The organism is Methylotuvimicrobium alcaliphilum 20Z (assembly GCF_000968535.2).
Taxonomy (GTDB): Bacteria; Pseudomonadota; Gammaproteobacteria; order Methylococcales; family Methylomonadaceae; genus Methylotuvimicrobium; species Methylotuvimicrobium alcaliphilum.
Map to the genome: position 1 here is coordinate 66,375 of NC_016112.1, position 21,873 is coordinate 88,247.

General features: G+C 44.3%; 18 protein-coding genes. All 18 read left to right on the plus strand.

Annotated elements, in window-relative coordinates; translation table 11 throughout:
• Nucleotides 1-598 precede the first annotated feature (598 nt).
• The 18 genes from MEALZ_RS00280 (at nt 599) to hisB (ending at nt 21,869) form a co-directional block, all read left to right on the plus strand.
• Entirely contained in the window at nt 599-1,936 is a 1,338-nt protein-coding gene (locus tag MEALZ_RS00280) for a flippase (RefSeq protein ID WP_014146577.1), read from the plus strand.
• Nucleotides 1,926-2,915 (plus strand): sulfotransferase domain-containing protein, encoded by a 990-nt coding sequence (locus tag MEALZ_RS00285; protein WP_014146578.1) that lies wholly within the window; start codon nt 1,926-1,928, stop codon nt 2,913-2,915. The genes MEALZ_RS00280 and MEALZ_RS00285 overlap by 11 nt, the downstream gene beginning before the upstream one ends.
• A 4-nt stretch (nt 2,916-2,919) precedes the next feature.
• Nucleotides 2,920-3,699, plus strand: coding sequence for a sulfotransferase domain-containing protein (locus tag MEALZ_RS00290; protein WP_014146579.1), 780 nt, complete (start codon nt 2,920-2,922; stop codon nt 3,697-3,699).
• A complete protein-coding gene (locus tag MEALZ_RS00295) occupies nt 3,696-4,598 on the plus strand; it encodes a sulfotransferase family protein (protein WP_014146580.1) in 903 nt (300 codons plus the stop codon). The genes MEALZ_RS00290 and MEALZ_RS00295 overlap by 4 nt, the downstream gene beginning before the upstream one ends.
• Nucleotides 4,599-4,667: 69 nt before the next feature.
• Nucleotides 4,668-5,489: a class I SAM-dependent methyltransferase gene (locus MEALZ_RS00300; protein WP_014146581.1), complete on the plus strand. Its 822-nt coding sequence runs from the start codon at nt 4,668-4,670 to the stop codon at nt 5,487-5,489.
• Nucleotides 5,486-6,724 carry a glycosyltransferase family 4 protein gene (locus tag MEALZ_RS00305; RefSeq protein ID WP_014146582.1) on the plus strand — a complete coding sequence of 413 codons (1,239 nt, stop codon included), beginning with the start codon at nt 5,486-5,488 and terminating at the stop codon, nt 6,722-6,724. Before MEALZ_RS00300 ends, MEALZ_RS00305 begins: the two co-directional genes overlap by 4 nt.
• A 110-nt stretch (nt 6,725-6,834) precedes the next feature.
• Nucleotides 6,835-7,575: a glycosyltransferase gene (locus MEALZ_RS00310; RefSeq protein ID WP_014146583.1), complete on the plus strand. Its 741-nt coding sequence runs from the start codon at nt 6,835-6,837 to the stop codon at nt 7,573-7,575.
• Nucleotide 7,576: 1 nt separating this feature from the next.
• Entirely contained in the window at nt 7,577-8,503 is a 927-nt protein-coding gene (locus MEALZ_RS00315) for a glycosyltransferase family 2 protein (protein WP_014146584.1), read from the plus strand.
• 356 nt (nt 8,504-8,859) lie between these two features.
• Nucleotides 8,860-9,969 carry a glycosyltransferase family 4 protein gene (locus tag MEALZ_RS00320; RefSeq protein ID WP_014146585.1) on the plus strand — a complete coding sequence of 370 codons (1,110 nt, stop codon included), beginning with the start codon at nt 8,860-8,862 and terminating at the stop codon, nt 9,967-9,969.
• Nucleotides 9,966-10,910, plus strand: coding sequence for a UDP-glucose 4-epimerase family protein (locus tag MEALZ_RS00325; RefSeq protein ID WP_014146586.1), 945 nt, complete (start codon nt 9,966-9,968; stop codon nt 10,908-10,910). Before MEALZ_RS00320 ends, MEALZ_RS00325 begins: the two co-directional genes overlap by 4 nt.
• 619 nt (nt 10,911-11,529) lie before the next feature.
• The gene (locus MEALZ_RS00330; protein WP_046061293.1) at nt 11,530-12,552 is read left to right on the plus strand and encodes an MraY family glycosyltransferase; all 1,023 of its coding nucleotides are present in this window, start codon (nt 11,530-11,532) and stop codon (nt 12,550-12,552) included.
• Nucleotides 12,553-12,616: 64 nt separating this feature from the next.
• Nucleotides 12,617-14,173: an ATP-binding protein gene (locus MEALZ_RS00335; RefSeq protein WP_014146588.1), complete on the plus strand. Its 1,557-nt coding sequence runs from the start codon at nt 12,617-12,619 to the stop codon at nt 14,171-14,173.
• 127 nt (nt 14,174-14,300) lie between these two features.
• Nucleotides 14,301-16,298, plus strand: a complete 1,998-nt coding sequence (locus tag MEALZ_RS00340) for a polysaccharide biosynthesis protein (RefSeq protein ID WP_046060910.1) — start codon at nt 14,301-14,303, stop codon at nt 16,296-16,298.
• Nucleotides 16,299-16,859: 561 nt separating this feature from the next.
• On the plus strand, nt 16,860-17,765 hold the full coding sequence (locus MEALZ_RS00350) for a LysR family transcriptional regulator (RefSeq protein WP_014146591.1): 906 nt from the start codon (nt 16,860-16,862) through the stop codon (nt 17,763-17,765).
• Complete coding sequence (locus tag MEALZ_RS00355; protein ID WP_014146592.1) at nt 17,755-18,342, plus strand: class I SAM-dependent methyltransferase; 588 nt, start codon at nt 17,755-17,757, stop codon at nt 18,340-18,342. The genes MEALZ_RS00350 and MEALZ_RS00355 overlap by 11 nt, the downstream gene beginning before the upstream one ends.
• A 167-nt stretch (nt 18,343-18,509) precedes the next feature.
• On the plus strand, nt 18,510-18,902 hold the full coding sequence (locus MEALZ_RS00360) for a rhodanese-like domain-containing protein (protein ID WP_014146593.1): 393 nt from the start codon (nt 18,510-18,512) through the stop codon (nt 18,900-18,902).
• Between the two features lie 262 nt (nt 18,903-19,164).
• A complete protein-coding gene (gene typA, locus MEALZ_RS00365; protein WP_014146594.1) occupies nt 19,165-20,985 on the plus strand; it encodes a translational GTPase TypA in 1,821 nt (606 codons plus the stop codon).
• Nucleotides 20,986-21,275: 290 nt separating this feature from the next.
• On the plus strand, nt 21,276-21,869 hold the full coding sequence (hisB, locus tag MEALZ_RS00370) for an imidazoleglycerol-phosphate dehydratase HisB (RefSeq protein ID WP_014146595.1): 594 nt from the start codon (nt 21,276-21,278) through the stop codon (nt 21,867-21,869).
• Nucleotides 21,870-21,873: the final 4 nt, after the last annotated feature.

Sequence of the window (21,873 nt, forward strand, 5' to 3'; positions counted from 1 at the left end):
GCGATCGTAGATCAAAATTCGGCACCGGAGTGTCTGTCAAAGGGTGCTGTGTGATACGTCTCTGTAGGCTCTATGCCGGTTCCATGCTGGCATAGAGCGTTTGCGAGCGCCATGGATAGTGTGTGTAGTTTTAGGGTTCCATCCATGGCTCTTTAGGCGACCCAGGGCAGATTTTTGGTCCATCCAAATCCGCATTCACCCAGTACCTAAATTCCATAACCCATTGGCTATGATTAACTATCTTAGATAATTTAGGTGCTGGATCTTCGATAGACACATCCCGCATTTGATAAAGTCGAACGATTTTTCACTATGAATAACGTAAATGTAATTATACCCATCGTAGATCAAAATTCGGCACCGGGATGTACGTCAAAGGACGCCGTGAATGGCTCTATACTGGCAAAGCCTTTGCCGAGCACCTCGGCGCCTCCTCAGGCACTGCCGAAATTTGAAGTGCGAAAGGTATATTCACTTCCCCTATCGTTTCCACGCAAAGCGTGGGAACGATAATTGCCAGGGAGCTGAATATTCACAAGTAAATTATTGATATGGGCAATTCTGGAATAGCATGATGTTAAAAAATAGGTATTATTGAATGTTGAATAATATCCCTAATAGGATTAGATCGATTATCAAAAAGCGAGGGTTTATACGTTATTTGAATAATATCCTATGGCTAATGAGCGAGAAGGTCTTACGCATAGTCGCCGGGTTGCTTGTTGGAATATGGGTGGCTCGATTTCTGGGGCCGGAACAATTTGGTGTGTTGAGTTATGTGCTTTCGTTTACCGCTATTTTTGGGTGTGTGGCAAAATTAGGTTTTGACGGGATATTGATAAGGGACTTAGTAAACGAGCCGAATGAACGTGACAAGTATTTGGGAACGGCATTTTGGTTGAAAATTATAGGCGCAATTCTAGCCTTGACATTCATCGCTATTATTCTTCCTTTCACATCAAACGATGCGACGACTAATCTATATATTTTTATTATAGGGGCGGGAATAATTTTCCAAGGTTTTGAGGTTATTGATTTTTATTTTCAATCTAAAGTACAAGGAAAAGTCGTTTCTATTTGCAAGACTATTCAGCTAGCATTGTCGTCGCTTATCAAAATATATTTGGTTTTGGTTAAAGCGGAGCTTTTATGGTTTGTACTCGTTGTGCTTGTCGATAGTCTTAGTCTTGCCATCAGTTATATTGTCGCCTATCGATTACAAAAAAAACCAACATTTTACCGAATATTCGATTTAGCTATTGCCAGAAAGCTACTTAAAGAATCCTGGCCGATGATAATATCCGGTGTTGCTATATCGGTTTATATGAAAATCGATCAAGTAATGATTAAGGAGATTATGGGGCCTGTATCGGTGGGTTATTATGCCGTTGCAGTAAGGTTAACAGAAGTATGGTTATTTATTACTGCTGCGGTGACTACCTCATTATTTCCAGCCGTATTGAATGCAAAAAAAGTCGACGAAAAGTTGTATTATCAAAGGCTCTTAAACTTATATAGGCTTCTGATACTTATTTCGGTTGTAATATCGATAGCAATTACTTTGTTTTCGGAAGAAATTGTCGAAACTGCTTTTGGTTCCGAATACTTGCCGTCAGTCGGTATTTTAATTATTTATATATGGTCTAATATATTTATTTTTATGAATAATGGTTCCAGGATGTGGTATACGGCTGAGAATAAGCAAAAGCTGATATCGTTTAATTTAGTTGTCGGAGCGGTGATTAATGTTGTGCTTAATTTAATACTCATTAACCATTATGGTCTTATTGGCGCTGCTTTTGCGACTTTAATTTCTTATTTTTTGGCTATATATTTAGGCAATGCCATTTTTAAAGGAACTAGAATAAACTTCAAGCTTCAAACTAAGGCGTTGTTGACATTTTATTGGATCAGTTGGGATAAAAATGGAAAATAAAAAAACAATATTTATTCATATTGGTTACCCAAAAACAGGGACGACTACCTTGCAAAACCATTTTTTTTCAAATATTGAAGATATACAATATTTAGGTAAATTTTATGATAAGGAAAATAAATTTGTATTCGAAGATGAACTGATAGCTAAAATCATTTTCAATGATGAAGTCAGATCGCAAATAAGCAGCACTCTTGATGATAGCGTAATAAAAAATAAAGCTATTCTTTCAGAAGAAGCATTTTTATTCGATTGCTTGCGGATATCAAGGGTAAAAGGGAAAGATTATTTACCTAGTTGTAATAATATTGCCATGGCTTTAAGAAGAGCATTTGATGAGAATCGATATGACGTAAAAATTCTAATTTCAATAAGAAAGCATGATGACATGATAGCATCTCTTTATGCGCAATCGTATACGCATTATTATTCTAAATATAATGAGACGGATACTTTTTTAAAATTTTTAAGTTTATTTTTAGAAGATAAAAGTGAGCATGCATTTAAAAAAGCTCTGGATTATAATGATGTTGTTTCTCAATATAAAAAAATATTCGGCGACAGAAATATCCATGTAATCGTATTCGAACAACTCCAACATGATCCTAAAGAATTTTATAATAATTTATGTGATTTTTTGGGTGTCGATGGCAATTGCATACAAAAAGAATTCATAGATAAGCAAGAGAATATTCGAAGCACTAGTCACGGTTATAAGAGAATAAGAAAAACGACGCTTTTGGATAAGTTATATTTTTTCAAAGAAAAATATTTGCCTATTGCTAAAATCAAGCTTACAAAAAGACAAAAAGAATGGTTGCGTTCGATTGTGCTTTCAAAAAATGATCATATTAGCAAGTCCATATCTATGAGTTTTGAGCAAAGGAAGGCGATTTTGGATATCTATGAAGACGCTAACAAAAAATTATCCCAGAGTTTTAAGCTAAGTCTGGGGAAGTATGGCTATTACAAGGACTGATAATATGATTGCTTTTGCAAAAGAAAAACTGATTGAATATAAATATTATAAATATTTGCCGCAAAAAACAAAGAATAGCGATATTTATATAGTCGAGTTTCCTAAAAGTGGAGTGACTTGGTTTTCCAGTATCATCGCCAATATTAATTTGATCGAGTCTGGGTCTATTCATAGAGCAACATATTATAATATTTCTCAGATTATTCCGGACGTTCAAGTTTCCCGATCAATCATTGACGAGCCAATGTGGGATATGCCAAAGTTTAGATTTATAAAAAGCCATTACGGATATTGCCCATTTTACAATCATGTTATTTACTTGGTTAGAAATCCTGTAAGTGTCATGAGTAGCTACTATGGGTTTATGGCACAAAGGCAACAATTCTCAGGTTCGCTCATAGATTTTGTTACAAATAAAAAATATGGTATTCAGGCTTGGAAAAGTCATGTCGAAGGATGGTTAAACAAGCCCAAGTCACAACGAATGCATGTGCTCAAGTTCGAAGATTTAAGAAAAAATACACTCGATGCAATCATTGAGTTATACACTAATTTGGGAGTCGGTATTTCTTCCGATACTGCAAATGAGGCGATTAAGCTTGTGAGTCTTGAAAGCATGAAACAGAATGAATCTCTCTATAATAAATACGATCCATTAAGAAAGTTACAATTTGTCGGTACGGGTAAAGCTGCTGCCGATATGGATGCAAGTGTTCGGCAATACATAATATCGGAAACAAAAGAACTTCTCGACATTCTTGGGTACTCGGTCGATGAAATATGAGTAGGCCTAACTTTTTGATTGTCGGTGCCGCAAAGTCCGGAACTACATCGCTAGATGGCTATTTAAAGCAACATCCTGACGTTTTTTTGCCAGAGATAAAAGAATGTAGATACTTTTCAAATATCTCGGACAAGAATATAAATCCATTCACAAAAAAGAAATGGACTAAGATAATATCGAATAATAAAGAATATTATAATTTATTCGTCGATAAGCATAATAAGGCGATTGGCGATATTTCTCCTGATTATCTATATTATTATGAAGAATCAATAAAAAAAATCAAATCGGAGTTAGGGGAATCGGTCAAAATTATTTTAATTCTTAGAAACCCGATAGATAGAGCTTATTCAAATTACTTACATATTGTAAGAGATGGATTCGACCAGCTCAGTATTGAGGATGTTTTGAGAAAAGAAGATGACTGGGTTAAGGAAAATATATGGTATGGTTTTTTTATCACAAAACCCGGCTTTTACTATCAGTCAGTCAAGTCTTATCTGGAAAACTTTGACGATGTAAAAATTATAATATTCGATGATTTTTTAAAAGATAAAGAAAAATGTTTAAAAGAATTATGCATTTTTCTTGGTATCGATGAAACTTTTCAATTTCGTGATCCGTCATTTAAAAATAAAACAGGGGTTCCAAAGTACAAGTGTCTCGATTCAATTATAAAAAGCAAATATCCATTTAAGCCAACCTTAAAAAAGCTTCTCACTTGGTTTTTTGGAACTGAAAAATTGAATCAAAAATTAGAGAAAATACAAGAGTCGAATTTAGTTAAGCCAACACTAGATAAAGCGACTAAAGAAAGGCTTTTCTATTTATATAAAAACGATATCGAAAGACTTGAAAAATTAATAGACAGAGACTTATCTCATTGGAAAATTATGTGATTGTTTTTCGAGCTCGGCTTGTCTAGATAGCTATCTTGGGCCGAGTCTTCACTTTATATGGTAAATATTATGAGTATGCTTGTTAATATCGGATGCGGAGATGTTTATGTCGAAGGCTGGAAGAATTATGATTATATGCCGCACTCTTCTCATGTCAGTCAAGCCGATTTATTAGGTCGGCTTCCATTATCGGACGCGCAAGCGGATGTTGTGTATTCCTCGCACTTTATTGAGCATATACCGTGTGAATTAGTTAGCGGCTTCATATCGGAATGTTTTCGTATCACCAAAAGCGGCGGCGTTTTACGTTTGGTCTTGCCGGATTGGGAGGAATTGTGCGATACCTATCTGTCTCTGCGGCGTTCAGGAGGTGAGCAACACGAAAAGGCCGATTTTTTGATGTTGGAAATGCTAGACCAATGTGTGCGTCGAGTTTCTGGCGGTGAATTGGCTGCCTATTATGCGAGGCTAAACTCCGAGCCTAGTGAACAACGAGAGATGATTGAGTTCGTCCGGCAGCGCACTGGGTATGATCTGCATGCGCCGGTTCGGACTTTGCCGGGGAATCGTTGGTCAAGACTCATCAAAAACCCCAAAAAGATTATTAATAAGCTGGAGCAATTTTATATAAAAGGAATTGTGTCGCTATTACCTTCAACCTTTCGGCAACAAAATGTCAGTTTAACCGGAGTTGGGGAAAAACATGCATGGATGTATGATTTTCATACGATTGAATGTTTACTTTTGCAAGCCGGCTTTAAGGATGTGCGGCGAATGTCCGCAACAACATCGGCTATTTCCGATTTTCCATTCGAGCCCTTGGATGTCAATGCGAATGGTCTTCCGCGAAAGGGCGCGGAATCGATGTACCTAGAGGCGATAAAACCTTGAAAGTTACCCATCTTAATTGTTCCGATATCAGCGGTGGTGCTGCCCGAGCGGCTTATCGCATCCATCATGCCTTACGACAGCAAGGTATTGATTCGCGTATGTGTGTTGCCAATGCGCAGGCGGGTGATTGGACGGTAATGGGACCCCAATCAAAATGGTCTAAAGCCCTTAGTAAATTGCGTCCATTATTGGGCGCTTTGTGCTCAAAGTCTTTGAGTTCGGGCAATTCGACATTCAATTCCCTCGCGATATTGCCTTCAAATCGCTCAAAAAATTTGAATGCATCGGATAGTGGTGTCATTCATCTGCATTGGGTCAATGATGAAATGATGTCGATCTCCGACATTGCTCGTCTCAACAAGCCTATCGTTTGGACATTGCACGACATGTGGGCATTTAGCGGCGCAGAACATTATCCTGAGCATCAACGATGGCAAGAGGGCTATACAAAAGAAAATAGGCCGGATTCCGAACGAGGACTGGATGTCAACCGCTGGGTTTGGCAGCGCAAGCGCAAACATTGGCAGCGGCCGTTCCATATTGTGACTCCAAGTCACTGGTTGGCCGACTGCGTTCGAAAAAGCGTATTGATGGGCGATTGGCCGTTAACGGTGATACCGAACGCAATCGATACCGAAAAATGGTCCCCGGTCGACAAAGCGTTGGCACGGCAATTATTGCATTTACCCGAAGATGTGCCTTTGTTGTTATTCGGTGCAATAGGGGGCGTAAGCGATTTTCGTAAAGGCTTCGATTTATTGCAAGCGTCTTTGTTGCATTTACAGGGTTTGATGCCGGATTTAGAGCTATTGGTACTTGGACAATTGGCTCCGAAACACCCCCAGGGATTCGGGTTTCCAATGCATTACACAGGTCATTTGCACGACGATGTGAGTTTGCGTCTTTTTTATAGTGCGGCGGACGCAATTGTCGTGCCGTCGCGCCAGGACAACTTACCTAATGCCGGTGTTGAGTCGCTCGCTTGCGGGACTCCGGTGATTGCCTTCGATACTTGCGGCTTGCCCGATATTGTTCGACATAAACACTCCGGTTATTTAGCCCGTGCCTTTGATATTGAAGATTTGGCATGGGGTATTCAATGGGTAATGCAAGACGAAAAGCGTAACGATGAGTTGAGTCAAAATGCACGGACGGATGCGGTCGCGCGTTTTTCCTATTCGATCGTGGCTGATCAATATAGCCGGCTTTATCAATCATTAGTCTCGTCAGTCTAATAATGATTCTATCTTTCGTACTTCCAATTTTGCCCATTAATTTAGGTAGGCTGCCCGGTTTCGAAATTTAGCCGGCAAAAGTTATATTTATCAAATAATCGAAAATTCCAGTGACAAGTGACATTAATCGAAATAAGCCAACGCTGAGTATTATAACGGCGACTTATAATGCCGCATCTGTATTGCCAAGATTAATAGAAAGTCTCAGGCTTCAGACCGATCAAGATTTTGAATGGGTCGTTGCCGATGGGGCTTCCTCTGATAATACATTAGAGCTATTGGCTCAAGTTAAAGACCTAAATTTAGCAGTGGATTCAAGACCGGATTTTGGGATTTATGATGCGTTGAATCGTGCTGTTACGATGGCAAGCGGAAAATACTATCTGGTTTTAGGTGCCGACGACAGACTGTTTCCGGAAGCAGTGGCGGCGTTTCGCTCGGCTGTAGACGATTCCGATGTCGATATAATCACCGCAAAGGTTTTCGCCGATGGTATTGTTCATAGTGTAAGGCGGCCTTGGCCCTGGTTGTACGGGCAGTTTGCCTATGTCAGTAGCCATGCCGTCGGAACCGCCATTCGTAAAGGCTTGCATGAAAAATTCGGTTTATATTCTCACCGATTTCCGATGGCGGCGGATCAATACTTTTTAAAGAAAGTGGGTGATAGCGGCGCTAATATTGTCAAAGCCGATTTTGTTGCCGGGGAGTTTTCTACCGAGGGAACCAGCGGCAACGACATCCTGGGTGCGTTAACCGAATGTTTTCGTGTGCAACTGGCGACAGGGGAGCATCGGTTCTTTCAACTAGTAATTTTTTTGGCAAGACTATTTAAGAATTATCGGAGACTTTAACGTGCTGCCAACGATATCCACAGTCATTCCGCTTTATAACAAAGCCCCGCATATCGCTCATACGTTAGCTAGTGTCCTTTCGCAAAAAGTGTTGCCGTTAGAAATTATCGTGGTCGATGATGGTTCGACAGACAACGGTGCGGATATCGTAGAAAGCCTTCAAAATCCTTTGATCAAATTAATACGACAAACGAACCAGGGGGAAAGTAGTGCGCGAAATGCTGGGCTTAGGGAGGCAAAAGGTTGTTATGTCGCCTTTCTAGATGCTGACGATTATTGGTATGACAATCATATTGAGAGATTGCAGCATTTGATCAAATCTTATCCTAACGCGGCTTTGTTTAGTACGATGCACGAAATCTTTCATGATGGAACAACGATAGTTCCGGGAATGCCATATCCGCAGAATTTTAATGGTTATGTCGATGATTTTTTTTGCCGCTTTGCGAATGGCCTGTCCTTAATTAATTCAACGACGGCATGTGTTAGAAAAGATGCGATGTTGTCTGTTGGTGGTTTTCCGGTCGGTGTAAAAAAGGGGCCCGATTTAATTGCTTGGACAAGATTAGCGCTAGATTATGAGGTAGCTCATGCTGCCGTCATCACCGCGGTGTACAATCGAGATGCGGTCAATCGAAGCGTGCGGATGCGCGAGAGCGAGGCCCCCGGGTCTTTGCTTTATCTCAGTCAGTTACTGTCGGAAGTAGAGGGCACGCATCGGCGGGAGTCAATTTCGTTACTTTTTTCACGGATTGCTTTTTATACATGCGCGGGAATGTGCGAGACAGGGGATTACGGTAGTGCCATAAGCATTCTAAAATTGGTAAAAGATTTAGGGTTGTGGGGTTTGTACATCAAAATCGCATTGCTGTTGTCAATACCGCCTAAGCTTCTGACTTTTGCGCGGCGCTGGAGGCATCGTTTTTAAGCGTATAATAGCGAAAATAACCTATTTAGGAATATGCACAAAATAACTTATACAAGTAGTAGGCTTTGCGGAGGTTCGGTGACTCGCTTGACAGGACGCCGTGAATACGTCCCTGTAGGCTTGACGGCGGAATCTGATTGCCATGGATGGCATGAATGCAGATTGTGCAGGAGCAAAAATCTGCAAACGCCATGGATGGCGTGAATGCAGATTTTGCAGGAGCAAAAATCTGCCCTGCCGCCGACACCTGTCAATCGAGCCACCGAACCCCCTTCCAACAGTTGTCTAAGTTATCTCATGCTCGTTCCTTAGGATTGCCGGGGCGGTTTTCATTCTCGAGGCTTTGAGGAATTATTTTGAAAATTGTTTATGTCATTACTCGTTCCGATGTCATGGGGGGAGCGAGTGTGCACTTGCTTGATCTGGTTCGAGGGGTTCAAGAGGCGGGGCATGAGGTCTATATTTTGGTTGGCGGACATGGTGTTTTTCAAGCGCGCGCGAAAGCCAATCACTTGTCTTGTATTTCATTGCGTCACATGGTCCGCCAAATTAGCCCCGCTAATGATTGGCGTGGATTCTTTGAACTTAAAGAGATCATTTCAAAAATTAAGCCGGATATACTGCATCTTCATTCGTCGAAAGCCGGTATTTTGGGGCGTTTGGTCGCAAAACGGTTGAATATTCCAGTTGTGTTCACGGTTCATGGTTGGTCTTTTACCGAGGGCGTTTCCAATAAGAGGCGTTTAGTTTATAAGCTTATCGAACGGTTCATGGCGAATTTTGCGGATAAAATCATTACGGTCTCGAATTATGATAGAAAATTGGCGCTTGATTTGGGTGTTGGAAATGAAAAACTTTTAACGACCATTCATAATGGCATACCCGATTCCCATCGAAAAATAAAAAGAGACCTGCCGTTCGGTCATGTTATCAAGCTGATTATGGTCGCGCGTTTCGAGGCGCCCAAAAACCATAACGCCCTATTAACGGCACTGGCTCGGCTTAAACATCTTCCATGGATCATTGAGTTCGTGGGCGATGGGCCGACCATGTGCAATATGACTGACTTAGCAAGGGATTATGGATTGGCGGAACGCGTTAAATTCTTAGGAGCCCGTAATGATGTGGATACTCTGTTGGAGAAGGCGGATATCTTTTGTCTAATTTCTAATTGGGAAGGTCTGCCGTTGACGATTTTAGAAGCCATGCGTGCCGGGCTACCGGTTATTGCGTCAAGGGTAGGCGGTGTGCCCGAGGCGGTTCAAGACGGTAAGACAGGAATATTGGTCGACCGTGATGATGAAGGCGCATTGGCTCAAGCCATTACAAGCCTTGTCGAGTCGGAATCTTTGCGGATACAGATGGGGCAAAATGGGAGGCAACGGTTTGAGAAAGAATTTACTTTCCAAACAATGCTCCAAAAAACCATGCAGATTTATGATGCAGTCGTTCAGGGTAATCGATGAAACTTCTTGTAACGGGGGTAAACGGGTTCATTGGGCAAGGTCTTGTCAAGCGACTAACGGATGCGGGAAAGTACGAGGTTACGGGTATCGTTAGAAATAAGAGCGCTTCTATTCATTCGAATATAGAGACGGTAACGGTTAGCGAAATTACCGCCGCTACGGATTGGCAAGTGGTTCTGAAGAATGTTGACGGTATCGTCCATTTGGCGGCAAGAGCACACGTTTTGAATGATTCTTCCGCCGATCCCTTGGCCGAATTTCGGAAAGTCAATGTTGAAGGAACCTTGAATTTAGCCAGGCAGGCGGCGAGAGCAGGCGTCAAACGCTTTGTCTTTATCAGTTCCATTGGCGTCAACGGCAACAGTAATGAACAACCTTTTACCGAAATGGATAGACCTAGCCCCGTTGAAGCTTATGCCGTGTCGAAGTATGAGGCGGAGTGCGGTCTACAAGCAATAGCGAGTGAAACGGGAATGGAAGTCGTAATTATTCGTCCGCCGCTGGTCTATGGGCCCAATGCTCCCGGTAATTTCAGAAGGCTTATGGATTTTGCGGCGAAAAGCATACCGCTTCCGTTCGGTGCGGTCGATAACAAACGCTCGCTGATAGCTCTGGACAATTTAGTGGAGTTTATCGTGATATGTATCGATCATCCCAATGCAGCCAATGAAATTTTTTTGATTGCCGATGGCGAAGATGTGTCGACGATAGACTTATTGAAAATGACCGCTAGGGCGTTCGGAAGAAAACTATTGTTGATTCCGGTGCCGGTAAGTTGGTTGTATTTTGCGGCTAAGCTTATCGGGAAACCAGGGGTTGCGAATAGCTTATTGGGTTCATTACGGGTTGACAGTACAAAGGCTAAAAGGCTATTGGGATGGAGCCCAGTCATTACGATGGAAGCACAATTGCAAAAAGCTGCCGAGGCGTATTTTAAGTAGCAAAAAGGGGTGTTATTCCCTTCTTAGGATTTGGTCGAAAATGACTTCCCTATTTTATGGAGGTTTCGGTAGCTCGATTGGCAGGTGTCGGCGGCAGGGCAGATTTTTGCTCCTGCAAAATCTGCATTCACGCTATCCATGGCGTTTGTAGATTTTTGCTCCTCGGCAATTGCTGAGTTACATGGATGTAATGAATGCAGAAAATGCAGGAGCATTTTTCTGCCCTGCATCGCCTAAAGCGCCTACTGTTGGTGCCCTAATACACGCCATCCATGGCAATCAGTCGCCGCCGTCAAGCCTACATGGACGTATTCGCCCAGCACCTAAATTCTATCCATTGGCTATGGTTAACTATCTTGAATAATTTAGGTGCTGGGTTCACTGCGTCCTGTCAAACGAGTTACCGAAACCTCAACAAAGCTCATAGTTTCAGGGCGTTATTTATCACGAAATTCTAAATGCAATGAGGCTGCGCTAGGGGAAACCCGTCGTTGTAGATTTAACTCATTGATGAGACTTATCAATCAAAATAAGTCGAATGCAGATTGTTGTTGCCGGTTTTTGGCAAACAGCTATTCATTAAGAGCTTGCCTCAATGATAGGCAGTCATAGGTTGATTATGGTTTTAACGATAGCATTATGTTTATATGTTTTTACGGCAAGTTATCTGTTAACTGGGCTAATTAGGCGATACGCACTAAAAAAAAGATTGATAGATATTCCAAATTTACGAAGTTCGCATGATGTTCCGACGCCTAGAGGAGGTGGTTTCGCTGTTGTTATTGTCTTTTTATCCACCATTATAGGGTTAACGGTTATTTATGAACTGGAGGTAGACCCTCATTCCATAGCTGTGTTGATTCTGTCAAGTGCTTTGATTGCCGGAATTGGTTTTTGGGATGATCATCAACCGTTGGCGGCTAAATGGCGTTTTTTGGTGCATTTTATCGCGGCAACCGGCGCATTGTTCTTGCTGCCGGAATTGCCGGGGATACAATTGTTTTCCTGGGTCTTGGATAGTTCGATAATTTTGTTTTTTTTCTATAGCTTGATGCTCGTTTGGTTATTGAACCTTTATAACTTCATGGATGGTATCGATGGGCTCGCGGGTGTTGAGGCAATGACGACGGCAGGTGCGGCCGTTTTGCTGCTGGGGCTGCAAGGTCAAATGTATTGGGCATTGATTTCATTATTATTGGCCGCTTGCGTAGGCGGTTTTTTAGTATGGAATTGGCCGCCGGCGAAGATTTTCATGGGTGATGCTTGTAGCGGATTTTTGGGATTTATCTTAGGTTTGATGGCCCTAATGACCTCAATAAGTGGGGGGCTGAATATGTGGTGTTGGTGGATTTTAATGTCGGTATTCATCGTCGATGCCACGACAACATTATGTCGACGAATAATGAGAGGGGAAATTTGGTATCAGGCTCACCGGAGTCATGCCTATCAGATATTATCGAGGCGCTTAAATTCGCATAAAAAGGTAACGCAAAGCGTGCTGGCGATAAATGTGTTTTGGTTACTGCCTTGGGCTTATGTGTCGGTGGTGTACGAAGCTTGGGCACCGTTGATCTGTATCGTTGCGATGGCGCCTTTGTGTGTTGCAGTTCTGAAGCTTGGCGCCGGCACGACTAATGATTGAATCATGTTTGCGTATGACGCCTTGCTAATCCGGTCTACCGTTTTATTAAATAGTGATTAACAAAATGACGCGAAAAAAGCTTCCGATCGGTATACAAACCTTCTGCGAAATACGCGAAGACGATTGTTACTATGTCGACAAGACAGCTTATGCGTTGAAGCTTGCGGTCGAGGGTAAATATTATTTTCTGTCGCGACCGAGGCGCTTTGGTAAATCTTTGTTTCTCGACACGCTGGCCGAATTATTTGCCGGCAACGAAGCATTGTTTCAAGGGCTTTATTGTCATGATAAATGGGATTGGGCTAAGCAGTATCCGGTGATTCGGATTAGTTTTGCCGAAGGTGTGCTGCAGAGCCGAGCCGATTTGGATGAGAAAATCGGAGAAGTTCTGGATTTCAATAGAAAACAATTGGGTATCGATCCTCAACAGCCGAGTATTTCCGGTAATTTTTCAGAAATGATCAGGTTGGCGCATCAAAAATATGGTCAACGCGCGGTTGTATTAATCGACGAATACGACAAACCGATACTCGACAACATTACTAACCCGGACATCGCCCGGCAGATGTGCGATGGCTTGCGCAATCTATACTCGGTGATCAAGGGGCAAGATGCGCATATCCGCTTTGCGTTTTTGACCGGCGTATCCAAATTCAGCAAGGTTAGCTTGTTTTCGGGCTTGAATAATCTACAGGATATCACCGTCGACAAACGCTATTCGGCGGTATGCGGTTATACCGAAGCCGATCTCGATAGGGTATTCGCGCCGGAATTGCAAGGCCTTGAACGGGGCAAAATCAGGGATTGGTACAATGGTTACAATTGGCTGGGCGAGGCGGTTTATAATCCTTTTGATCTATTGCTTCTGTTCGATACGCGTGAATTCAAACCTTACTGGTTCGAGACCGGCACGCCGACGTTTTTGGTGGATCTGCTGATGCAACGGGGTTTTTTCACGCCGGATTTCGAAAAACTGTTGGCGACCGAAACCTTACTGTCGACTTTCGATGTCGATCATATCGCCAGCGAAGCTTTATTGTTCCAAACCGGTTATTTGACAATCGTATCGTCGCGGAATTTACCCGGGATGACGCAAGTGACATTGGGGTATCCGAATCTGGAAGTGAAGGCGAGTCTGAACGGCGTTCTGCTGCAAGCCTTGACCGTCGATCCGGTACGTTACGGCAGGCAGGCCGGTCAATTATACGATTTATTGCTGGTTAACGATTTCGAAGGTCTTCAAAACTTATTCACGGCCTTTTACACCGGCATTCCGCACGATTGGTACCGCAACAACTCGATCGCGCAATACGAAGGATACTATGCGAGCGTGTTCTATAGCTACTTCGCGGCGTTGGGCTTGACCGTCACGCTCGAAGACGCGACCAATCATGGCCGTATCGACATGACAGTGCATTTCAACGGGCAAATCTATCTATTCGAATTCAAAGTCGTGGAACTGGTGCCGGAAGGCAAGGCTTTTAAGCAATTGAAGGATAAGAACTATGCCGAAAAATACAAAGCCGAATGCGTGCCGATCCATTTGATTGGCGTCGAATTCAGTAAGGAAAGTCGTTCGGTAGTCGGATTCGATTTCGAAGCGCTCGGAGCCGGTGTATGACAAAACTGCCGATCGGCATACAAGCCTTCCTATCGGAAATCCTTGATGTTAGCAGCTTCGATTCGGATCAGGTATAACCGGCACGTTGAGCAATACGGTGAGTTTCATTTTGGAAGGGTTAAAGAGCATGGAAAATTTAGCGGACTGGTTTTTAAGATTATCGCGGCCTAAAAAGGCGGCGATAACGATGAGTGCGGACGTGTTTTTTGCGGTTTTCGCACTGTGGCTGGCGTTTTCTTTGCGGTTTGGTGAGTTTTATGTTCCCGAAGACCGCGTTTGGATCTTGTTCGTATTGGCTCCTTGTATTGTCATTCCGATTTTTATCAGAATGGGTTTGTACCGGGCGATTATTCGTTATATCGGCGTCAGAGCGTTAGCCACGATTGTTCAAGCGGTCACTTTGTATGCGTTGATATTTGCCGCCTTAGTATTTCAATTGAGAGTAGGCTTGGTGCCGAGGACGGTTCCGCCGCTGAATTGGTTGATTATGTTGTTATTTGCCGGTGGAAGCCGGTATATGGCTCGGTGGTGGTTTGGCGAGCAGTATGCTCGCATGGCCCGTAGTGCCGATCCTGAGTTGTGTGGTCGTAAAAATGTCATAATTTATGGCGCAGGAAGCGCAGGTGTGCAGTTGTCTTCGGCATTGGCACAGGGTCATGATTTTCGGCCGATTGCATTTATCGACGACAATGCCTTGTTGCATGGGCAAAAAGTTAACGGCGTTAAGATTCATCCGTTTACCGCGCTAAGTTATTTGATCGATAAATTTGCCGTTACTGATATATTGTTGGCGATGCCGTCGGTAGCTAGAAGCAGGAGGAGCGAGATAATTCGCCTATTGGAGCCTTTTCCGGTCCATGTTCGGTCAATGCCGGGAATGTCCGATATCGCGCAAGGCAAAGTGACGTTCGATGAATTGCAAGAGGTGGATATCGCCGATTTGCTGGGTCGGGATGCCGTGGACCCGGATCAAGCATTATTGACCGCCAATACGGCCGGCAAAAAGGTAATGGTTACCGGTGCCGGCGGTTCGATCGGCTCGGAGTTGTGTCGGCAAATTATTCAATTGCAACCTAAGGTATTGATTTTATACGAGCAATGCGAGTTTGCGCTCTATGAGATCGAGAGGGAGTTAAATCTTTATTTGGCAAAATCAGATGTTGTCGATACGCAAATCATCGCTGTTCTCGGGTCGGTGGTTAACGGTAGCCGAGTAGAAAAAATTTGCCGGGCATTCGGCGTGCAAACGATTTATCACGCCGCTGCTTATAAGCATGTGCCGATGGTTGAGAAAAACCCGGGCGAAGCCGTTCGGAATAATATATTCGGCACTTTACATACCGCTCGCGCCGCTATCAACGCGAATGTAGAGACTTTCGTATTAATTTCGACCGATAAGGCGGTACGGCCAACTAACACGATGGGGGCGACCAAGCGCTTTGCCGAGCTGATTTTACAAGCCTTAAGCATTGAAAATCAAAACCCGCGAGCAACGCGGTTTACGATGGTGCGTTTCGGCAATGTGTTGGGCTCGTCGGGTTCTGTGGTGCCGTTATTCCGTGAACAAATTGCCAAGGGTGGGCCGGTGACTGTGACTGATCCGAAAATCATTCGTTATTTCATGACGATACCCGAAGCCGCTCAATTAGTGATACAGGCCGGTGCAATGGGTCAGGGCGGCGATGTTTTTGTTTTGGATATGGGCGAACCCGTCAAGATTTTGGACTTGGCGAAACGTATGATCAAGCTTAGCGGTTTAACGGTCAAGGGTGATGCGCGACCTGACGGCGATATCGAGATTGTATTTACCGGTTTGCGATCGGGAGAAAAGCTCTATGAAGAGTTGTTGATAGGCGATAATGTTTCCGTAACCGACCATCCGCGTATCATGCGGGCCGAAGAAGAGGTTATTGCTTTGAATGAGCTTGAAAAATTGTTGTCGGCAATGGAGCAGGCTGCCTTAGTTGACGATTATCGGCAAGTCCGGATGATTTTGAAACAAGCGGTATCGGGTTTTTCGCCCCAATGCGATATCGACGATTGGCTGTTCATCTGCTCGACGAATAGTTCTGCAGCGAATAATTCATTGCCGAATTATTTGAAAAAAGTAGTAGAGCATGATTAAAGAGACAAAAAAAACCTCCCAATGCTTGAAAGCAGAGGGAGGTGAAAAATCAAGCAGAGTTTTGAGGAGGAACTGCTTGTTGGTACTACACCAGGAGGGTTAGAACATGGTAAACGAATCTGCATAGGAATTTTCTATCAAGTCGATGGTATTCCGGCAAGTTGCAGTTAAATTCAACGAATAAGGGGTCTCCGATGCATAGCTATCGTTGACTATTAGTGGGTCAATGAAGTTTTGCAGCGGGCTTGGGAAATACTATACAGAGTTTATTTCAGCAGACAATAGGCTGATTTGTTGATAAATTGTTTCTTGATTGGAAACAAAAAGGCATGCAAACTAGCAATCTTTTTCTTGAGACTAAATTTATCGAGACGTTTGTTTGGAAGATGGAGTTTTGAAATTTCGCCTATGGCGCTAATACCACCGGGAATATTAAGTAAAAACGAAATAAATGACAAGCGATAGTTGCGTATTGTAGTGGCGGATAGATTCTAAAACAAAATTATCGTGAGCAACGGGTTAAGCTGTTGGCTCGAGCAACTGAAACTCAAAGAGAGATGAATGGACAAATTAACCAGTATGAATGTTTTCGTTCGGGTGGCTAAGGCCGGCAGTTTTGCCGGTGGTGCGCGCGATTTAGATATTTCGAGAGCCATGGCGACCAAGCATATCATGCAATTGGAGGAGCATTTAGGCACTCGGCTGTTTAATAGAACCACGCGAAGTCTGAGTCTGACAGAAATGGGTGCATCGTATCTGGAGCGTTGCCAGCAGGTATTGGATGATATCGAAGAAATGGAAGCTACGGTAACGCAACTGCAAACCGAGCCTCGAGGAACGCTGAAAATCAGTGCGCCGCAAGTCATCGGCGCCACTCAAATTGCGCCGGCGATATCGGAGTTTCTCAAGTTGTATCCCGATCTGGAGGTGACTATCATTTTGCAAGGCAATATGGGCGACCTGATCGATGAGGGCATTGATCTCGCGATAAATTTGGGCGGCGTCGAAGATTCCAGTATGATTGCGCGCAAACTCGCCAGTTCGCCTTTGGTGGTTTGCGGAGCTCCCGGTTATTTCCAACAATATGGAATTCCTAAAACGCCCGAGGACTTAACCGATCATAGCTGTTTGGTCAATTGGTCGATACCGCCGAGGGATCAATGGCGGTTCAAGGGCCCTTATGGTGATTTGATGATCAAGGTGAAAGGGCGCATCGTCGCTAACGTGGCCGATCCGATACGAGTCGGTGCGATAGAAGGTCTAGGAATGGTGATGTTGCCTAGATATATTGTCGGTAGAGATATTGAAAAAGGCAAATTGATGCCGGTTTTGGAAGACTATGAATTGGCGCCCCTGGAGATACACGCCGTTTATCCGCATCGAAAATATCTGTCTACCAAAGTCAGAAAGTTTTTGGATTTTTTGCAGGAGTGGTTGCCTAGGCGAGTCGGTATTGATGGAATCTAACGCAATTAATGAAATTGCGGCAAAATGGGATGCCGTTTATCGTCAAGCCAATATTTCGGAATACAGGCCTGCTGAAGTTTTATCGGAAAATGCATTTTTGTTGCCGCAAAAGGGTAAGGCTTTGGACCTGGCTTGCGGCTTAGGCGCTAATGCTCGATTACTTGCGGCGGCAGGCTTGGCTGTTTTTGCCTGGGATATATCGACCGTAGCGGTAGAAAAATTACAAGCTGATGCCAACAAGCAAGGCTTGGCTATTCAGGCGAAGCAATGGGCCATCGATAAAAAATCTTTCTCCGGCTATCGTTTCGATGTCATTGTTATCAGTCGATTTCTTGACCGGAGTCTGTGTGATGCGATAATAGACGCGTTGAATCCCGGCGGTTTGTTATTTTATCAGACGTATACCCGCGAGAAAGTCGTTGAAAGAGGGCCGAACAATCCCGATTTTTTATTGGCTGAAGGCGAATTATTGGAATTATTTGCCGAATTAAAGCCGATTTATTATCGGGAATACGGATCGATAGGCGACATAGAGTTAGGCCTCAGAAATGAAGCTCAATTCATTGGTAGAAAATAATATACCGTTCACACTTGAAATTTCTGCAGTGCCGAATTTTAATCTACGATAGGTATAATTTTATTCAAATTCTAACGGCTTTAAAAGCAAGAAATTGAATCCGTCGCGATCTGTTTGAAAAGCATCTCTCGAATACCATCCGTTAAATTTAGTCGATCGATTCCATTATGGTAGAAAACTTAGAACCGAAACAAGCATGGCAATTATTGCAAACCGATCCGAGCGCCGTACTAATCGATGTCAGGACTAAAATGGAACATAGCTACGTCGGGCACCCGATCGGCGCGGTTCATATTCCATGGAAAGAAAATCCGGATTGGCAAGTCAATCCTGCGTTTGTCGAGCAGGTAGCCGAAGCGGTTCCCGATAAAAATGCGCCGGTGTTGTTGTTGTGCCGAAGCGGACAGCGATCGTTGGATGCGGCGGCTGCCTTGGCGGCTGCTGGGTATTCTCGCCCTATCAATATATTGGAAGGCTTCGAAGGGCCTCTCGACGACGATAAACATCGCGGCAACCGGGGCGGTTGGCGTTTTCATGATTTACCTTGGGAACAAAGTTAAATATACTTCGCGCGGCCATGTTTGCGGATTTTATGGCAATGCTATTTTGTTCGGTAGCAAGGCGTGAAAACAGGCGCATAGCAAGCTATATAACTGTTTTCGCAACGCAGCTACCGGACAAAAGAGCGCGTCAGAAAGCCGCAAATGTGGCCGTGCGAAGTTATAACCATTCAAATCCTGTCTTTCTCAATGTTCGGTGTCTGGCTTCTCAATCAGAAGTTCAGGTTGCCACATAATTCATTAATCTTCAGAGTTTATTTAAGTGATCGAAAATTTAAGAAATATCGCAATTATTGCGCACGTAGACCACGGCAAAACCACCTTGGTCGATAAGTTGTTACAACAGTCCGGTACGTTCAAAAGCCATGAAAAGGTTTCTGAGCGGATCATGGATTCGAACGACATTGAAAAAGAACGGGGCATTACGATTTTGGCCAAAAATACCGCGTTGGATTGGAACGGTTATCATATCAACATCGTTGATACTCCAGGCCATGCCGATTTCGGCGGAGAAGTGGAGCGCGTACTGTCGATGGTCGATTCGGTGTTGTTGCTAGTCGACGCCGTTGACGGGCCGATGCCGCAAACGCGTTTCGTGACGCAAAAAGCGTTTGCGTTGGGTTTAAAGCCGATTGTCGTGATTAATAAAATCGATCGCCCCGGCGCTCGTCCGGATTGGGTGGTCGATCAAACCTTCGATCTGTTCGACCGTCTTGGCGCAACCGACGAGCAATTGGATTTTCCGATCGTCTATGCGTCGGCGCTAAACGGTTATGCCAGTTTAGATACCGATGCGACCGACGGCGATATGACGCCGTTGTTCGAAACGATCGTCGAAAAAGTCAGTCCGCCGGATGTCGACTTGGACGGGCCGTTCCAAATGCAGGTCAGTAGCCTGGATTACAACTCCTATGTCGGCGTGATCGGGATCGGGCGTATTCAGCGCGGCAAAGTGAAAACCAATATGCCGTTGACGTTGATCAATCGCGAAGGGGCGATCCGCAAAGGCCGTATCTTACAAATTTTCGGTTTCCATGGCTTAGAGCGCGTCGAAGTGCCGGAAGCGCAAGCTGGGGACATTATCGCGTTTACCGGCATCGATAAGCTGGAAATTTCCGAAACCTTATGTCATCCCGATACGGTCGAGGCCTTACCGGCCTTGTCGGTCGACGAACCGACCGTGACCATGACTTTCCAAGTCAATACCTCGCCGTTTGCCGGTCGGGAAGGTAAGTTTCTCACCTCGAGACAAATTCACGATCGCTTGCAAAAAGAATTGCAGCATAATGTCGCATTAAGAGTCGAGGATACCGACGACCCGGATAAGTTCAAGGTTTCCGGGCGCGGCGAACTGCATCTTTCGGTATTGATCGAAAACATGCGCCGCGAAGGCTTCGAATTGGGTGTGTCGCGGCCGGAAGTCATTATCAAAGAAATCGACGGCGAAAAATGCGAGCCTTTCGAATTCGTGACGATCGAAGTCGAGGAAGCGCATCAAGGTGCCATCATGGAAAAACTCGGCGAGCGCAAAGGCGATTTGTTGAACATGGTGCCGGACGGTAAAGGCCGTATTCGGCTGGAGTATATGATCCCGTCACGAGGTTTGATCGGATTCCAAACCGAGTTCATGACATCGACCTCCGGTTCGGGGTTGTTGTATCATGTTTTCGATCATTACGGACCCATTAAGAAGGGCGAATTGGGCGCGCGTAAACGCGGCGTGTTGGTCTCTATGGCTCAAGGCAAAGCATTGGCCTATGCTTTGTTTGCGTTACAGGAGCGCGGCGAGTTGTTTTTGGTACATGCCGATGAAGTTTACGAAGGCATGCTAGTCGGCATTCATTCGCGAAGCAACGATTTAGTAGTGAATCCGACTAAAGCGAAGCAGTTGACTAACATCAGGGCGGCGGGAACCGACGAGAATCTGATATTAACGCCGATTCAGAAAATGTCGCTGGAGCAAGCCTTGGAGTTTATCGATGAAGACGAACTGGTTGAAGTGACGCCGGTATCGATTCGCTTGCGTAAGAAATTGCTGCAGGAGCATGAGCGCAAAAAGGCATCGAGAACCGCGGCGGCCTAAGAAACATAAAAAAAGCCTCGAATCGACTAGCGATTCGAGGCGTTTATCGCCGAGTGGTTGGCTTATGCGATCGTCCCTGCGACACCCTGTCGAAAGCTATCCCTAACTCCCATGTTTTGGCGACGGCTTATTGTGCCGTAAAATGACTAAAAAAGAAGTCAGTCAAAGCTGAAATTTATGTACGTTTAGGCTTACAAAATAAGATTAGCCTTAATTTAGCAGCGAATCGCTGCATAATTGATTTTTTTCATAGTAGAATAAGTCCGCTAATTATTAACAATGCAGTCTTTATGACCTCACGAAGCGCGCGAATCGAGCGCAACACACTCGAAACACAAATAGCAGTCGCAATTAATCTGGATGGAACCGGAGCCGCGGTTTTTTCGACCGGCGTGCCTTTTCTCGAACACATGATGGATCAAATTGCGCGGCATGGTTTGATCGATCTCGATGTTACCGCTCAAGGCGATTTGCATATCGACGATCATCATACTGTCGAAGACATCGGTATTACACTCGGTCAAGCCTTTGCCCAAGCGGTCGGCGATAAAAAGGGTCTGTATCGCTACGGTCATGCTTATGTGCCGCTCGATGAAGCCTTATCTCGCGTCGTAATCGACTTTTCAGGTCGTCCGGGATTGGTGTACGATGTCAAATTTCCTAGAGGCGCAATAGGCCGCTTCGATGTCGATTTATTCCGCGAGTTTTTTCAAGGCTTTGTCAACCACGCTGGCGTAACCTTGCACATCGATAACCTTAAAGGTTCCAATGCGCATCATATTGCCGAAACCATATTCAAAGCGATGGGTCGCGCGCTACGCATGGCGGTCGCGCAAGATCCGCGAATGGCCGGAATGATGCCGTCAACCAAAGGAACTTTGTAACCCT

Coding starts and splice junctions, on each gene's coding strand:
- MEALZ_RS00280 (WP_014146577.1), top strand. CDS start 599: ATGTTGAATAATATCCCTAATAGGATTAGATCGATTATCAAAAAGCGA.
- MEALZ_RS00285 (WP_014146578.1), top strand. CDS start 1,926: ATGGAAAATAAAAAAACAATATTTATTCATATTGGTTACCCAAAAACA.
- MEALZ_RS00290 (WP_014146579.1), top strand. CDS start 2,920: ATGATTGCTTTTGCAAAAGAAAAACTGATTGAATATAAATATTATAAA.
- MEALZ_RS00295 (WP_014146580.1), top strand. CDS start 3,696: ATGAGTAGGCCTAACTTTTTGATTGTCGGTGCCGCAAAGTCCGGAACT.
- MEALZ_RS00300 (WP_014146581.1), top strand. CDS start 4,668: ATGAGTATGCTTGTTAATATCGGATGCGGAGATGTTTATGTCGAAGGC.
- MEALZ_RS00325 (WP_014146586.1), top strand. CDS start 9,966: ATGAAACTTCTTGTAACGGGGGTAAACGGGTTCATTGGGCAAGGTCTT.
- MEALZ_RS00330 (WP_046061293.1), top strand. CDS start 11,530: ATGGTTTTAACGATAGCATTATGTTTATATGTTTTTACGGCAAGTTAT.
- MEALZ_RS00335 (WP_014146588.1), top strand. CDS start 12,617: ATGACGCGAAAAAAGCTTCCGATCGGTATACAAACCTTCTGCGAAATA.
- MEALZ_RS00340 (WP_046060910.1), top strand. CDS start 14,301: ATGGAAAATTTAGCGGACTGGTTTTTAAGATTATCGCGGCCTAAAAAG.
- MEALZ_RS00350 (WP_014146591.1), top strand. CDS start 16,860: ATGGACAAATTAACCAGTATGAATGTTTTCGTTCGGGTGGCTAAGGCC.
- MEALZ_RS00355 (WP_014146592.1), top strand. CDS start 17,755: ATGGAATCTAACGCAATTAATGAAATTGCGGCAAAATGGGATGCCGTT.
- MEALZ_RS00360 (WP_014146593.1), top strand. CDS start 18,510: ATGGTAGAAAACTTAGAACCGAAACAAGCATGGCAATTATTGCAAACC.
- hisB (WP_014146595.1), top strand. CDS start 21,276: ATGACCTCACGAAGCGCGCGAATCGAGCGCAACACACTCGAAACACAA.